Source organism: Streptomyces sp. NPDC007095, assembly GCF_040634475.1.
GTDB lineage: Bacteria > Actinomycetota > Actinomycetes > Streptomycetales > Streptomycetaceae > Streptomyces.
This window is the reverse complement of the sequence record NZ_JBEYFS010000038.1, coordinates 18,308-32,384: the sequence shown is the minus strand read 5'-3', so window position 1 is coordinate 32,384 and position 14,077 is coordinate 18,308. Positions and strand designations below refer to the sequence as shown.

Sequence of the window (14,077 nt, the reverse complement as noted above, 5' to 3'; positions counted from 1 at the left end):
GCTCGTCGAGGTCCGATGACATGAGCAAGGGGTTTGTCGTCCTTCCGGACGCACCAGGAATCCACATCAGCGACGTCACAGGGCCGTTCGACAATCCGAACGTGATCGAGCATCCCTCGGGGCGGCCGTGGTTGGTGGGGGAATGGGATTCGGACGAGATCCTAGAGGTGACGGCATCCCCCGTGCGCGTGGTGGTGATCGGGTTCTGCCCGGTCACCACCCGTCGTCTCGCCGACCATTGCCGACGGATCCGCACGCTGTCGGAGGCCGACGGCCTGGTCACGGAGCTGCCGGGCAGTTTTCACTTGGTGGCCGCTGCCGGCCGCGCGATACATGCGTACGGCAGTCTGTCCGGCCTCCGGCAGGTCTTTCACGCACGGTTGGGCCACCTGTCGATCGCTTCCGACCGGGCCGACGTGCTCGCATCCATGACCAGAGCCGGCATCGACGAGAAGGTGTTGGCGGCTCGGTCGGTGTGCGGGGGTTTGCTCCCACCGCCACTCTCCGACCAGAGTGTTTGGGCCGGCGTGAGCACGGTGCCGCACGACCACTGTCTTCTGCTGGAGCCCCACGGAGCGCGAGAGGAACGGTGGTGGCACCCGCCAGAGCCTGAAATTCCGCTGATCGAGGGTGCCGCACACGTCAGAGACGCATTGGTGACCACGATGGACGGCCTTCGAGCCAGAAGCGGAACGCTTGGCGCGGACCTCTCGGGTGGCATGGATTCAACGTCTCTGTGTTTCCTTGCGGCACGACACACGCCCGACCTGCTGACCTTCAGATGGGGCGAGGCCGAAGCCGGCAACGACGACGCCTATTTCGCTGGAAAGTCCGCGGATTCGCTTCCTGAGGCCCGCCATGTCGTCGCCGGGCAGCACGAACTGCCGCCGGTCTTCGCACATCCTGATGCAGCAGCAGATGCCGAGCGGCCGTACCTGTTCTCGCGCACCTTGGCACGCGTGCGCTACTCCGCTCGCCTGCTCTCGGAGCACGGCGTCCGCCGGCACGTCGCGGGGCACGGAGGGGACGAGCTGTTTGGCCGGGCCCCCGGCTATCTGTACCAACTGGCCCGCCGTCACCCGACGATCGCACTGCGGCACCTGCGGGGTTACCGCGCCCTGCACCGATGGCCGTTGGACGGAGTCGTCCACCAGTTGAAGCGTCGGGGCGGCGTGAGGGACTGGTGGCTCGGGCAGGCCGAGGAACTGACACTTCCGGCACCGCCGCGCCGCACTCCCTCCCTGGACTGGGGACTCGCAGCGCTGCGTGCTCCGGCATGGGCCACGGACGAGGCGGTCGCTGCCGCGCGAGAAGCTCTCCGGGACACCGCCCAGCACGCTCAACCCTTCGCTCATGACCGCGGACAGCATCAGTTCCTCACCGCACTGCGGACAACCGCGCCGGCCTATCGCCAGGTGGCCCGCCTGTACGAGGAAGCAGGCGTGCGCCTGCACCAGCCGTACCTCGACAACCAGGTCATGGAAGCGGCTTTGGCAGTTCGTCTCCATGAGCGAGTCACGCCTCGGCGTTACAAGCCGCTGTTGGCCACATCCATGCGAGGCCTTGTCCCGGACGTCGTGCTCAACCGCACTACGAAAGGAGAATTCAGTGCCGACCTGCGAGCTGGAAGAAAACGCAACCTCACAGCCATTTTGGAACTGTTCTCCGACTCGATCCTGAGCGACATGGGGCTGATTTCCACCGGAGTATTGCGCAGTCAACTCCTGACTCCACACTCCGGCATCTCCAGTGACATAGCGGTTGAACAGCTGATCGGCCTTGAGGTCTGGGCCCGCGCCGCCAGGCAGCTTCCACTGACCCCTGGGAGGCGATGATGCCCCTGCGTCTGCACCCCGACGTGGTGATGGCCGAGACCGACGACGGCGCCGTCCTTCTCCATCAACGCACCGGCCGCTATTGGCAGCTCAACCGCACCGGTGTGCTCGTACTCAACAGCCTGCTCGACGGCGAGTCGGATGAGCGGGCCGCGGATGCGCTTGTCGAGCAGCACCACATCGTCCTGGCGCACGCCCACCGTGACGTCTCCGCGGTGGTGGCCCAACTGCAAGCGGCTGAACTGCTCTTGGAATTCTCATGAGCGCCCCCTTGGCTCTGCCGGAGCGGAACAGCCTTCCGCCTCATCGCCGCTTGGCACCGTTGCTCGCGGTCGGTGTGGCCCGCGTGCTCGCCTCCCGCAAGCCGGTCCAGTTGCGGTTGGTTCTGGAATTTCTTTGCCGAGGTGCCCCGCCCGCCACGGCGGATCAGGCCCTGGAGGCCCGACAGGCGGTCGTCTCCGTGAGCCTGCGCTGCGCCGGCCAGGCGTGTCTGCAGCGGTCGATAGCGGTGGCCCTCCTGTGCAGGTTCCGCGGGGTGTGGCCGACGTGGTGCACAGGAGTTCGCACCAGTCCTTTCGCGGCCCATGCATGGATCGAGGTCGCCGGCCGGCCCGTCGGTGAGCCGGCCACGGCGGGCCATTACCGCCCCTTACTGGTAGTCCCTCCGGCCACCGAGGCGCGCTAGACGCGGAAATCCTTCCCCCGGCGGGCATGCGATTCAGTCCGTCACCAGGGAGGAACCGATGTCCCTGTCGACGGCCACGTGCCGCAAGTTCGACAGGTCGATGAGCACCGTGCCGTCACGCAGGTGTGAGCCGGACCAGCTGTGGCCACCGGACCGCACCGCGATCTGCAGGCCCTCCTCCCTGGCGAGCCGCACCGCTGCGACGACATCGTCGTCGTCGTTCGCCAGCACGATCACCTCTGGGTAGCGGTCCGGCACCCCCGCGTGCCAGCACGCCTCACGGCGCCGACTCTCGTAACGGTAATCACCTCGCCGCAGCACCCTGCCCTCGATCCGGGTCGACATGCTCTCTCCTTTCAGGAATCTTCGTGCACCGGCGCAACCGTGACGGACCGAATTCAGACGAGAAGAAGAAGCCGACAGTCTGACCCGTCCGGCCGAACACCAACGAGTGGCAGAACAGGCCCTGTCGACCGGCGAGCCTATTCAGATCGTCGGAACTCGTCGAAAATATCTGGGAGAAACGCTGCGAGATGGTTCATCTCCTGCGAGCAATGCACGACCATGGCGCGAGCGTGCCCGTCCCCGAGACGCCGCAGGCCTTCTGCGACTGTTTCGAGTTCGTCGGTCAGGGAGGCTCCTGCGCGGGGGGCGACGTATTTCCCGCCCATCCAAAAGCGCGAACGCATCTCGGCGCCGCCCTTCACTCGGCGTACATAGTGGACCAGGTGGCCCCAATCGAGCGGAACGCGGGACAACCCGACCGTGGCGCAGATCGCGGTGGCTTCGTCCGGATCGACGTTGTCGTCGCTGAATCCCAGCTTGTCGGGATGGACAAAATGGATAGCGAGCTCGCCGAGCGAACTGCCGACGTATTCGTCGACGAACGATGTACCTCCGACATACCTGTCACGGTACGGAGCACTCTGGTCCACCGTGCCTCCAGACCATTCCGCGTACATGTGGGCACGCGGATACCACAGTTTGTACCGCTGGGTCTCCTTGGCCTGCCACCAGAACCACCAGTCCACCATGGCCGGAGACACTCTCGGCATGCGGGTCAGTGCGGCGATGTGCATGGATCCGTCGCTGAAGAGGCTGTATCCGTTCTCGAACTCCTGATAGCCGGTGTCGCTCAGCGTTGCTGCGTCATCCGGGCTCAGACACAAAGGGGGCGGCTGCGGGCCAAGACCGATCGCCTCCTTGATGTGCTCCGGCATTGGTGCCATCACCGGGTTCCAGTACTTGGCGTACCATTTGCCGTCGAGTTCGCCGGGGTGCATTCCCAGGTGGGGCCGGCGGGCGGGGTCTGGGCGCGGTTCTCTCACTTCAGTCACACTGTGACTCCCTCATGGTGCCCCCGCCAACGGTCAGCCGGAGAGTTTCACCACGCGGGAGTCCCCGATGACCCTGCCCTTCGCATCCAGCGCCCTGACCTTGAAGTACGGTCCTGGTTTGGGCGTGGTGACGGCGGTCTCGAATCCGGACCGTGGGGCGTGCCTGACGACGACCGACAGGGAATCGGGGTCGGATCCGGCGAGTACCTGCCATGCTTCGGTCTGCGTCGAGCCGTTCCAGGAGGCGTAGACGACGCTGTGCCCACCGTCGGACCGTGCCGCCGCGCTCGGTGGATAGTAGGGCGTGCCGATCCATTTGTTCCGGAAGGCTCGGTAAGAGATGTCGGAGCCCGGCAGCTTCGCGTCGTAGAGCAGGTTCTGTGAGCCGTTGCCCTCGGTGTTCCCTGCACCCGCGTACTCCGAGTAGTACGGGCTCTGGCCCCACCCGATGAACTCGTTGCCGTTGGAGAGGGCCTGAGTGTTTCCCTGGGTTGGTGACTCCAACGGCGGCCGGTGGTAGTAGGTCTTGACCGTCTTCGCCTTGTGGCTGCGGAAATCAAGGCTGAGGATCAGGCCGTGCGAACGCTGTTCGGGGGCGCCGTCAGGCAGGTCGCAGCAGCCGTCGTCGAACATGCTGATCCGGTTTCCCGGCCGGAATCGGGCATCGTGCTGCCAGTAGAAGTCCGCGTTCGGACCGAAGGTGAAGTCGCTTTTCTTTCCCCCGATCTGATAGCGGACCTTCCCGGATTTCTTGGTGACGTTGTAGATCGCCCACATGTTCCGGGCCGAGATCAACAGCCGGCCGTCAGGTCCCTCGTCGACGGAGTTGATGTGAAAGGCATCCCACACTCCGCCGGACGACGATGCGCTGGAGGCTGCCTCCTCGGAATCGGCGGGGTCGATATGGTCCAGCGCGTTCCATGAGTAGAGGAGTCTCCCCGTAGCGAGGTCGACCTCCTGGATCTCGCTGTTTTCGATGGCTCCGTTCTTCGGACCCCCATAGGGTGTGAGATCCATGGGCACCGGTTTGGAGGCGATGAACAGTGCGGTGCCCCTGCGGGTCAGGGTGAATTCGTGCTCGTCCGGGTAGTAGCCGTGATGCGCGAAGACTGTTTTGAGCAGGCGGTAGTGGGTGTCGTAGATGTAGTAGCACCCGCCCGGTTCCGGCGCACCGGCCGGCAGGTTCGTATACGCCGGGGGAAGGGCGAGAGTCCCCTGCCACCAGGTCAGCACCGGTTGTCCCCGGCCCCCGCGGCCGTCGTGATAGGTCTGGACCTTGAAGTCGGCGTTCTGGAGGTTCGTGGAAGGCAGTGGGCGGAACCAGACCGGATCCCCCGAGTCGTCGTTGACCAGTGCCCCCGTCTGGCCGACCATCTGGTCCGCGCTGAACGGGGCGACAAAGATGTCTCCGCGAGCCGTTCCCGGCTTGTTCGCAGTCACGGTCACCCGCATGGGGTGAAGGCCCGGTTCGGAGACGAAACTCCACACACCGTTGCCCGACAGGATCGGGGGTGGAGTACTTTCCGATGGAGGGAAGGGCTTCGTCGCGCACAGGCGGGACGCGCCCCCTTGGGGATTCGCCGCGGCCGACGGCACGCAGTTCGCGAAGACACACCCCGCAGCGAGCACGCAGGCTCCGACGGCGCGACGGGTCCTTCTCCGTGTCCGGCGGACCCGCGGCTCTCGCGTCACCATTGCCGACCTCCTTGGCACCCGGAACCCTTCTCCGATGGCGGTGCCGCTCGTCCTCGAACGTCTTGTTCGGTTCACCCCTCCGACCCAGAACGATCAAGACCGGGAGCTGCTCCTCTGGTGACGGTATGCAGCAAGAGGGGCCCGCGCCTGCTGAAGGCCACTCAGGTAGGCCGTTCGGCAGGTGCGGCCTCACCCGGACATGCGGCATCTCCATTGCGACGGGGTGATGACGAGGCGGCCTTCCGACGCCCGGTCCGGCGGACGTACTTGGGCAGCAGCCGGGGGCTGAGGGTGCCCAGCCGGCCCCGGGGAACCTGCGCCGGGCACGGTGCCGACGGTAGTCGAAGTCCAGGCCACCGTCGGGGCGCGCGTGAGGATGCCGCCAGGCGGCGACGTGGTGGCCCGACGCGGGCAGGAAGGCGCCGAGTTTCATCATGCGGCGGGACACGCTCACGGTGGGACGGCGACCGCGGAGAGGGAAGGGAGGCCCCGGCGGCCCCACGGCCGCCGGGGCTCACGACGGCACGTCAGCCGAGGACCCGGACCGGGTCGCCGTCGAGGTAGGCCTGGATGTTCTCCACGGCCTGGCCGTAGTAGCGCGCGTAGTTGGCGCGGGACACATAGCCGAGATGCGGGGTGGCGAGCAGCCGCGGTGCGGTGCGCATCGGGTGGTTGCCCGGCAGCGGTTCGACGTCGAAGACGTCGACGCCGGCGCCGGCGATACGGCCCTCGTGCAACGCCGCGAGCAGGGCGTCCTGGTCGACGATCGCGGCCCGCGAGGTGTTGATCAGGTAAGCGGTGGGCTTGATCAGGGCGAGCTCGGCGGCGCCGAGCAGACCCCGGGTGCGGTCGCTCAGCGCGAGGTGGACGGAGATGAAGTCGCTGCTTGCCAACAACTCCTCCTTGGAGGAGGCGAGTTCGACGCCGACCTCGTCCGCGCGTTCCTTGGCGAGGTGCTGGCTCCAGGCGGTGACCTCCATGCCGAAGGCGAGTCCGACCTGGGCCACCCGGCTGCCGATCTTGCCGAGACCGAGCAGGCCGAGCGTGCGGCTGTGCAGGTCGGCGCCGACGGTGGACTGCCAGGGGCCGCCGTCGCGCAGGGCGTCGTTCTCCTGGACGATGCCGCGGGCGAGTCCGAGCAGCAGGGCCCAGGTGAGTTCGACCGGCGGCGTCGAGGAGCTCTGGGTGCCGCACACGGTGACGCCGCCCGCCTTCGCGGCCGCGTAGTCGATCACCGAGTTGCGCATGCCGGAGGCGATCAGCAGCTTCAGGCGGGGCAGCCGGTTCAGCAGCGAGTCCGGGAAAGGCACCCGCTCGCGCAGGGTGACCACGAAGTCGAAGTCGGCGAGGGCGGAGGCGAGTTCATCCTCGGAGGCGAAGTGCTCGGCGAAGGAGATGACCTCGACCCGATCGCTCAGAGTCGACCAGTCGGCACATGTGCTCGCCACGTTCTGGAAGTCGTCGAGTACGGCGCAGCGGAATTGCACGTCATTTCTCCCAGGTGTTCTCGCTGTCGGGGCGCGGGCACGCGCCCAGTCCGGGGTCGCCCGGCAGCACGATCCTGCCCCGGTCGATCACGGCACCGGAGAACGGGAGAGCTGCTGTGACGAGCCGCCGGGCGGCTGCGCCCGAGGGCATTCGACGTTGCGTACGTGCTACGAAGCTGCAGGTCAGCGACCCAGGGCGGCTTCGCCGCCCGCCGTGGGGCAGGTAAATGGGCGCGTCGAACACCCCGTAGCCCTTGATCAACACCGCGTCGCGGGGCGACAACGCAGGAGGCGAGGTCAGCTACCTGCGGTTTTGCCCATACGGGTCGGTATTTACGCGTCAGAAGCCCGTCCTGGGCGATTTCCCCTCGGACTTTTCGGGGACTTTCACGGCTGTCCCAGAGACATTCAGGGGACTTTCCGCCGCATGGACAGGGAGGGCCCCGGCAGCGCTGAAAGACTCGAACACGCAGGTCAGGGCTCGTCCCCTCAACACTCGATGATGTTGACCGCCAGCCCGCCCCGGGCCGTCTCCTTGTACTTGACGCTCATGTCCGCGCCCGTCTCCTTCATGGTCTTGATGACCTTGTCGAGGGAGACCTTGTGGGAGCCGTCGCCGCGCATGGCCATGCGGGCGGCGGTGACCGCCTTGACCGCTGCCATGCCGTTGCGTTCGATGCAGGGAATCTGGACGAGGCCGCCGACCGGGTCGCAGGTGAGGCCGAGGTTGTGTTCCATGCCGATCTCGGCGGCGTTCTCGACCTGTTCGGGGCTGCCGCCGAGGACCTCGGCGAGGGCACCCGCGGCCATCGAGCAGGCCGAGCCGACCTCGCCCTGGCAGCCGACCTCGGCGCCGGAGATGGAGGCGTTCTCCTTGAAGAGCATCCCGATGGCGCCGGCGGCGAGCAGGAAGCGTACGACGCCGTCCTCGTCCGCGCCCGGGATGAAGTTGATGTAGTAGTGGAGGACCGCCGGGATGATGCCCGCGGCGCCGTTGGTGGGGGCCGTGACCACCCGGCCGCCCGCCGCGTTCTCCTCGTTCACCGCCATCGCGTAGAGCGTGATCCACTCCATCGCGTGGGCCAGCGGGTCGCCCTCCGCCCGCAGCTGGCGGGCCGAGACGGCGGCGCGGCGGCGGACCTTGAGGCCGCCCGGCAGGATGCCCTCGCGGGACATGCCCCGGGAGACGCACGCCTGCATCACACGCCATATCGCGAGGAGCCCCTCGCGGATCTCCTCCTCGGTGCGCCAGGCCCGCTCGTTCTCCAGCATCAGGGCGGAGATCGACAGGCCGGTCTCCTTCGTCAGCCGCAGCAGCTCGTCGCCCGTGCGGAACGGGTACTTGAGCACCGTGTCGTCGAGCTTGATGCGGTCCTCGCCCACCGCGTCCTCGTCGACCACGAAGCCGCCGCCGACCGAGTAGTACGTCTTCTCCAGGACGAGTGCGCCGGAGGCGTCGTACGCGAAGATCGTCATGCCGTTCGCGTGGTACGGCAGGGCCTTGCGGCGGTGCAGGACCAGGTCGTCGTCGAAGGAGAAGGCGATCTCGTGCGTGCCGAGCAGGGCGAGACGGCCCGACGACTTGATCTGCTCCACGCGGTCGTCGGCGCCCTCCACATCCACCGTTCGCGGCGACGCGCCCTCCAGGCCCAGCAGCACCGCCTTGGGGGTGCCGTGGCCGTGGCCGGTCGCACCCAGGGAGCCGTACAGCTCCGCCCGGACCGTGGCCACCGAGGCCAGCAGCTCCTCGTTGCGCAGCCGGCGGGCGAACATGCGCGCCGCACGCATCGGGCCCACCGTGTGGGAGCTCGACGGGCCTATGCCGATCGAGAACAGGTCGAAGACCGAGATGGCCACGGGGACTCCTCACAACAGGGGCGGTGCATGGGGGCGGGCGCCGCGCACACCTCCGGTTCCAGTGTGCGCGGCGTCCTGGCGAATCGTACGTTCCATGCGAATTTCTGTACGAAAGTGAACTTTCGCAGGAACTGGTTCGGTACTACTTCAGGCGGTACTACTTCAGGCCGGGGTACAGCGGGTGCTTGTCGGCCAGGGCGGAGACCCGGGACTTGAGGGACTCCGCGTCGTACGAGGGCTTCAGCGCCTCGGCGATGATGTCCGCGACCTCGGTGAAGTCCTCGGCCTGGAAGCCGCGGGTGGCGAGGGCGGGCGTGCCGATGCGCAGGCCCGAGGTCACCATCGGAGGCCGCGGGTCATTGGGGATCGCGTTCCGGTTGACCGTGATGCCGACCTCGTGGAGACGGTCCTCGGCCTGCTGGCCGTCCAGCTCGGAGTTGCGCAGGTCGACCAGGACCAGGTGCACGTCCGTGCCGCCGGACAGGACGTCCACGCCCACGGCCCTGACGTCGTCCTGGACCAGGCGCTCGGCCAGGATCCGCGCGCCGTCCAGCGTGCGCTGCTGGCGCTCCTTGAAGTCGTCGGAGGCGGCGACCTTGAAGGAGACGGCCTTCGCGGCGATCACGTGCTCCAGCGGACCGCCCTGCTGGCCGGGGAAGACCGCGGAGTTGATCTTCTTGGCCAGCTCGGCGGTGGACAGGATCACGCCACCGCGCGGGCCGCCCAGCGTCTTGTGGGTCGTGGTGGTGACCACGTGGGCGTGCGGCACCGGGTTGGGGTGCAGGCCCGCGGCCACGAGGCCCGCGAAGTGCGCCATGTCGACCATCAGGTACGCGCCGACCTCGTCCGCGATCCGGCGGAACGCGGCGAAGTCCAGCTGACGCGGGTACGCCGACCAGCCCGCCACGATCAGCTGCGGCCTGGACTCCTTGGCGAGGCGCTCGACCTCGTCCATGTCGACCTGGCCGGTCTCGTCGTTCACGTGGTACGCGACCACGTTGTACAGCTTGCCGGAGAAGTTGATCTTCATGCCGTGGGTCAGGTGCCCGCCGTGCGCGAGGTTCAGACCCATGATCGTGTCGCCCGGCTTCAGCAGCGCGAACATCGCCGCCGCGTTGGCCTGGGCGCCCGAGTGGGGCTGTACGTTCGCGTGCTCGGCGCCGAAGAGCGCCTTGACGCGGTCGATGGCGATCTGCTCGACCACGTCGACGTGCTCGCAGCCGCCGTAGTAGCGGCGGCCCGGGTAGCCCTCGGCGTACTTGTTGGTCAGGACCGAGCCCTGGGCCTCCATGACCGCTACCGGAGCGAAGTTCTCCGAGGCGATCATCTCCAGGGTGGACTGCTGGCGGTGCAGCTCGGCGTCGACGGCGGCGGCGACGTCCGGGTCCAGCTCGTGCAGGGGCGTGTTCAGAAGCGACATCAGTCAGAAGTCCTTAAGAGCCGGAGAACTCGGTGTACTCGTCCGCGGAGAGCAGGTCGGCCGGCTCCTCCGCGATGCGTACCTTGAACAGCCAGCCACCCTCGAAGGGGGCGGAGTTCACCAGCGACGGGTCGTCCACCACGTCCTGGTTGGCCTCCACGACCTCGCCGGTGACCGGCGCGTACAGGTCGCTGACGGACTTGGTCGACTCCAGTTCGCCGCAGGTCTCGCCCGCGGTCACCGTGTCACCGACCTCCGGAAGCTGGGCGTAGACGACATCGCCGAGCGCGTTGGCCGCGAACTCGGTGATGCCGACCGTCGAGACGCCGTCCTCGGCGACCGACAGCCACTCGTGCTCCTTGCTGTAGCGCAGCTGCTGGGGGTTGCTCATGGCCTGAATTCTCCTGTACGCGGGGGAGTGCGGATGAACGGGATGACCGAGTGGTCCTGGGATACGAGACGTGACACAGCGGCGTGCGTCACGTGGGCGCGCTGGACGGGGCCCTTTCGGCCCCGAAGCTACTTCTGGCGCTTGTAGAACGGCAGCGCCACGACCTCGTACGGCTCATGGCTGCCCCGGATGTCCACGCCGACCCCGGCCGTGCCCGGCGCGGCGTGTGCGGCGTCGACGTACGCCATCGCGATCGGCTTGCCCAGTGTCGGGGAGGGCGCGCCGGAGGTGACCTCGCCGATCACCTTGCCGTCGGCGACGACCGAGAACCCGGCGCGCGGTACGCGACGGCCCTCGGCGACAAGCCCGACGAGTACCCGCGGGGGGTTCTCCGCGGCGCGGGAGGCGGCCTCCTGGAGCGCGGCACGCCCCACGAAGTCCCCCTCCTTCTCGAACTTCACGACCCGCCCGAGCCCTGCGTCGAAGGGGGTGAGCGAGGTGGTCAGCTCATGCCCGTACAGCGGCATGCCCGCCTCCAGGCGCAGCGTGTCGCGGCAGGACAGGCCGCAGGGGACGAGCCCGACGGGCGCGCCCGCGTCCGTCAGCGCCTGCCACAGCTTCTCGGCGTCGGACGGGGCCACGAACAGCTCGAAGCCGTCCTCGCCCGTGTAGCCCGTGCGGGCGATCAGAGCCGGGACGCCCGCGACGGTGCCCGGCAGGCCCGCGTAGTACTTCAGCCCGTCCAGGTCGGCGTCGGTCAGCGACTTGAGGATGCCGGGCGACTCGGGGCCCTGCACGGCGATCAGCGCGTACGCGTCCCGGTCGTCGCGCACGAGGGCGTCGAAGCCGGCGGCACGCTCGGTCAGCGCGTCCAGCACCACCTGGGCGTTGGAGGCGTTCGCGACGACCATGTACTCGTTCTCGGCCAGCCGGTAGACGATCAGGTCGTCCAGGATGCCGCCGTCCTCCCGGCAGATCATCGTGTAGCGGGCGCGGCCGACGCCGACGGAGGCGATGTTGCCGACCAGCGCGTGGTTCAGCAGGGCGGCGGCCCCCGGCCCGGTGACCGTGATCTCGCCCATGTGCGACAGGTCGAAGAGGCCGGCCCGGGTGCGCACGGCGAGGTGCTCGTCGCGCTCGGAGCCGTAGCGCAGGGGCATGTCCCAGCCCGCGAAGTCGGTCATCGTCGCGCCGAGCGAGCGATGCAGGGCATCGAGCGCGGTGAGACGGGGTGCGTTACTGCTCATCGGTGGGGCTCCCAAGGCATGACGGCGAGGTCGTTCCTCCCCATCTGTCATCGGAACCTGAGAGGTTCATCACGACCCCGCGAACGGAGGTCCTGACTTGCACCTTGGGTGGAGCCACTGGAGAGCGGCCCGCTTTTCAGATGTGCCTCGCCCGCGCGGTAACGGGGCCTGAGAGATTCAAGGGAGGGACTTGCTCCTTCGGCGCCCGGGTACCCGAAGGTTCCCGGAACTCTCCCGCGCGGATTCAAGCGGCCGGTATGCAGTTGGCGGGCACATCATCGCACGCGCCGTCCGATCACGGCAGCCCGCATCTGTAACCGGCCTGTGGCAGTCCGCGTACGGAAACGAGAGACACCGCGCATTACCTTCTCTTTACACTCGACGGGGATGGGACTCCACACCCAAGGGGAGGACGATCACGGTGAACAGGACCACGGCGTACGCCACGACCTCGGGCCTCGCGCTGCCCGAGCAGCCCGGCGCCCCGGCCGGGACCCGGGAGGCGTGCGGAGCGCTGCCGTCGGCCGTCGTCCGCGACCTCAGAGCGCGCGCGGGACACTCTCCGCACGGTCTGCACTTCGGAGTGGCCGACGTCGTCGTGGTCACCGGGTTGCCGGGCAGCGGCAAGTCGACCCTGATGCGCCGCGCCGTCGATGGCCCGCGCATCGACTCCCAGGACACCAGGGACCGCTGGGACGAGCGGGCGGCCGGCCGGCTGCCGTACGCCGTCTACCGGCCCCTCGTCCGCCTCGCGCACTACGCGGGCCTGCACCGCGCCCTGCGCTCCGGCGCCGGGGTCGTCGTGCACGACTGCGGTACGCAGGCCTGGGTGCGCCGCTGGCTCGCCCGCGAGGCCCGGCGCCGCGGCGGCACCCTCCACCTGCTGCTGCTCGACGTCACGCCCGGCACGGCGCTGGAGGGCCAGCGCGAGCGCGGCCGGGGCGTCTCGCGGTACGCGTTCGCCCGTCACCGGGGCGCGGTCGCCCGGCTGCTGCGCTCCGTCGAGCGGGGCGACCTGCCGGAGGGCTGCGGCTCGGCGGTGCTCCTCGACCGGGACGCGGCGGACGTACTGCGGAGGATCGGTTTCGGCGACTGAGAAGCGGCCGCGAGTGGCCGAGGCATCAGCGAGTGGCCGAGAGCGGTGGGGAAGTCGTACAGGCCCACTAATCTTTCCAGCCAGAACACCAGAACAGTGGTTCACCGCAGGCGGTAGACAGGTAGACAGATGGACATCCCCGACTTCCCGGACTTTTCGGCACCGGCGTACCCGCAACCCGGCTCACACCCCCACTCGCACGGCGGCTGGCCGGGCAACGAACTGGAGGAGGTGCTCTCCGCGTCCCTCGGAGTGCCCTCGGCTGGCGGCCGCATCGTCGAGGTCCTCGGCCGCAGTTTCGTCTGGGTGCCGCTGCCCAACGGCGGCGGACCGCACGCGGGATCCCTCGACCTGCCCACCCTGGAGATCGACGGCCAGGCGTACGTGCCGGTCTTCAGCTCGGAGGAGCAGTTCCGCCAGGTCACCGGCGGCCATCTGTCGTACACGATCGCGCCCGCGGTCGAGTTCGCCCGCGGGCTGCCTCCGCAGGTCGGCATCGCGATCAACCCGGACGGGGTGGTCGGTGTGCCGCTGCCGCCCCTCGCGGTCGCCGAGCTGTGCCGGGCCGGGCGCACCCCGCTGGACGGGCCCACGAGCGGTGGCCGGGTGAAACTCTACGAGCCCGACTGGCAGGACGATCCGGTGGACTTCTTCGCCGCCGCCTCGGCCGAGTTCGCGGCGACGGGAGTCGTACGGACCGCCCGCCGCTGTCTGGCCAGCATCGAGGGCGACGACCCGGTCATGTTCGTCGGAGTCGAACTCTCCGTGTGGGAGGGAGACCTCCGCGCCCTCCCCATGGACGCCCTCTCCCGCGCCCTCTCCCGCGTCGCGGTCAAGTGGCCGGTGAACCTGGTCCTCCTGGACGTCGCCCAGGACCCGGTGGGCGACTGGATGCGAGCCCAAGTACGGCCCTTCTACCAGCAGACCCGGTAGAAGCGCCCCGCAAGGGGCGCGAGGAACTGCGCGAGCAACCACAGTGGACCTGCTGCGGCCCGAACACGGCAAGCCCCGAGCTTCCAACGGCTCC

Annotated in this window: 14 protein-coding genes and 1 riboswitch; of the genes, 5 read left to right on the top strand and 9 right to left on the bottom strand. The window is 68.4% G+C overall.

The features are described from left to right. Positions 1–20 precede the first annotated feature (20 nt). Genes ABZ656_RS15605 through ABZ656_RS15595 form a run of 3 tightly spaced genes read left to right on the top strand, consistent with a single transcriptional unit; the run spans position 21 to position 2,520 of the window. Entirely contained in the window at positions 21–1,835 is a 1,815-nt protein-coding gene (locus tag ABZ656_RS15605; RefSeq protein ID WP_360268275.1) for an asparagine synthase-related protein, read from the top strand. Then, entirely contained in the window at positions 1,832–2,098 is a 267-nt protein-coding gene (locus tag ABZ656_RS15600; protein WP_360268272.1) for a lasso peptide biosynthesis PqqD family chaperone, read from the top strand. The genes ABZ656_RS15605 and ABZ656_RS15600 overlap by 4 nt, the downstream gene beginning before the upstream one ends. Beyond that, complete coding sequence (locus ABZ656_RS15595) at positions 2,095–2,520, top strand: lasso peptide biosynthesis B2 protein (RefSeq protein WP_101400786.1); 426 nt, start codon at positions 2,095–2,097, stop codon at positions 2,518–2,520. The genes ABZ656_RS15600 and ABZ656_RS15595 overlap by 4 nt, the downstream gene beginning before the upstream one ends. Positions 2,521–2,553: 33 nt before the next feature. Here ABZ656_RS15595 and ABZ656_RS15590 read toward each other — a convergent pair whose 3' ends face one another. From ABZ656_RS15590 to gcvT, 9 genes are all read right to left on the bottom strand, one after another. Continuing rightward, positions 2,554–2,865: an FAD-binding protein gene (locus tag ABZ656_RS15590; protein WP_360268269.1), complete on the bottom strand. Its 312-nt coding sequence runs from the start codon at positions 2,863–2,865 to the stop codon at positions 2,554–2,556. A gap of 137 nt (positions 2,866–3,002) precedes the next feature. After that, the gene (locus tag ABZ656_RS15585; protein ID WP_360268266.1) at positions 3,003–3,857 is read right to left on the bottom strand and encodes a hypothetical protein; all 855 of its coding nucleotides are present in this window, start codon (positions 3,855–3,857) and stop codon (positions 3,003–3,005) included. A 33-nt stretch (positions 3,858–3,890) separates the two neighbouring features. Then, positions 3,891–5,297 carry an arylsulfotransferase family protein gene (locus ABZ656_RS15580; RefSeq protein ID WP_360268263.1) on the bottom strand — a complete coding sequence of 469 codons (1,407 nt, stop codon included), beginning with the start codon at positions 5,295–5,297 and terminating at the stop codon, positions 3,891–3,893. Between the two features lie 782 nt (positions 5,298–6,079). After that, positions 6,080–7,039: a D-2-hydroxyacid dehydrogenase family protein gene (locus tag ABZ656_RS15575; protein WP_101400790.1), complete on the bottom strand. Its 960-nt coding sequence runs from the start codon at positions 7,037–7,039 to the stop codon at positions 6,080–6,082. Between the two features lies 1 nt (position 7,040). After that, on the bottom strand, positions 7,041–7,190 hold the full coding sequence (locus ABZ656_RS15570) for a hypothetical protein (RefSeq protein WP_360268260.1): 150 nt from the start codon (positions 7,188–7,190) through the stop codon (positions 7,041–7,043). A gap of 338 nt (positions 7,191–7,528) precedes the next feature. Further along, positions 7,529–8,896 (bottom strand): L-serine ammonia-lyase, encoded by a 1,368-nt coding sequence (locus tag ABZ656_RS15565; RefSeq protein WP_101400791.1) that lies wholly within the window; start codon positions 8,894–8,896, stop codon positions 7,529–7,531. A gap of 157 nt (positions 8,897–9,053) precedes the next feature. After that, a complete protein-coding gene (glyA, locus tag ABZ656_RS15560; protein WP_101400792.1) occupies positions 9,054–10,316 on the bottom strand; it encodes a serine hydroxymethyltransferase in 1,263 nt (420 codons plus the stop codon). A 13-nt stretch (positions 10,317–10,329) separates the two neighbouring features. Beyond that, entirely contained in the window at positions 10,330–10,707 is a 378-nt protein-coding gene (gcvH, locus tag ABZ656_RS15555) for a glycine cleavage system protein GcvH (RefSeq protein ID WP_101400793.1), read from the bottom strand. Between the two features lie 128 nt (positions 10,708–10,835). Then, the gene (gene gcvT, locus ABZ656_RS15550) at positions 10,836–11,954 is read right to left on the bottom strand and encodes a glycine cleavage system aminomethyltransferase GcvT (protein WP_360268255.1); all 1,119 of its coding nucleotides are present in this window, start codon (positions 11,952–11,954) and stop codon (positions 10,836–10,838) included. Positions 11,955–12,100: 146 nt separating this feature from the next. Beyond that, a riboswitch (glycine riboswitch) is annotated at positions 12,101–12,201 on the bottom strand. A 168-nt stretch (positions 12,202–12,369) separates the two neighbouring features. Here gcvT and ABZ656_RS15545 point away from each other — a divergent pair. Together ABZ656_RS15545 and ABZ656_RS15540 are read left to right on the top strand one after the other, a co-directional pair. Continuing rightward, the gene (locus ABZ656_RS15545; protein ID WP_360268307.1) at positions 12,370–13,050 is read left to right on the top strand and encodes an AAA family ATPase; all 681 of its coding nucleotides are present in this window, start codon (positions 12,370–12,372) and stop codon (positions 13,048–13,050) included. 129 nt (positions 13,051–13,179) lie between these two features. Next, entirely contained in the window at positions 13,180–13,983 is an 804-nt protein-coding gene (locus ABZ656_RS15540) for an enhanced serine sensitivity protein SseB (protein WP_101400795.1), read from the top strand. The last annotated feature ends 94 nt before the right edge of the window (positions 13,984–14,077 follow it).

Coding starts and splice junctions, on each gene's coding strand:
- ABZ656_RS15540 (WP_101400795.1), top strand. CDS start 13,180: ATGGACATCCCCGACTTCCCGGACTTTTCGGCACCGGCGTACCCGCAA.
- ABZ656_RS15595 (WP_101400786.1), top strand. CDS start 2,095: ATGAGCGCCCCCTTGGCTCTGCCGGAGCGGAACAGCCTTCCGCCTCAT.
- ABZ656_RS15590 (WP_360268269.1), bottom strand. CDS start 2,865: ATGTCGACCCGGATCGAGGGCAGGGTGCTGCGGCGAGGTGATTACCGT.
- ABZ656_RS15600 (WP_360268272.1), top strand. CDS start 1,832: ATGATGCCCCTGCGTCTGCACCCCGACGTGGTGATGGCCGAGACCGAC.
- ABZ656_RS15570 (WP_360268260.1), bottom strand. CDS start 7,190: ATGCCCTCGGGCGCAGCCGCCCGGCGGCTCGTCACAGCAGCTCTCCCG.
- gcvH (WP_101400793.1), bottom strand. CDS start 10,707: ATGAGCAACCCCCAGCAGCTGCGCTACAGCAAGGAGCACGAGTGGCTG.
- gcvT (WP_360268255.1), bottom strand. CDS start 11,954: ATGAGCAGTAACGCACCCCGTCTCACCGCGCTCGATGCCCTGCATCGC.
- glyA (WP_101400792.1), bottom strand. CDS start 10,316: ATGTCGCTTCTGAACACGCCCCTGCACGAGCTGGACCCGGACGTCGCC.
- ABZ656_RS15605 (WP_360268275.1), top strand. CDS start 21: ATGAGCAAGGGGTTTGTCGTCCTTCCGGACGCACCAGGAATCCACATC.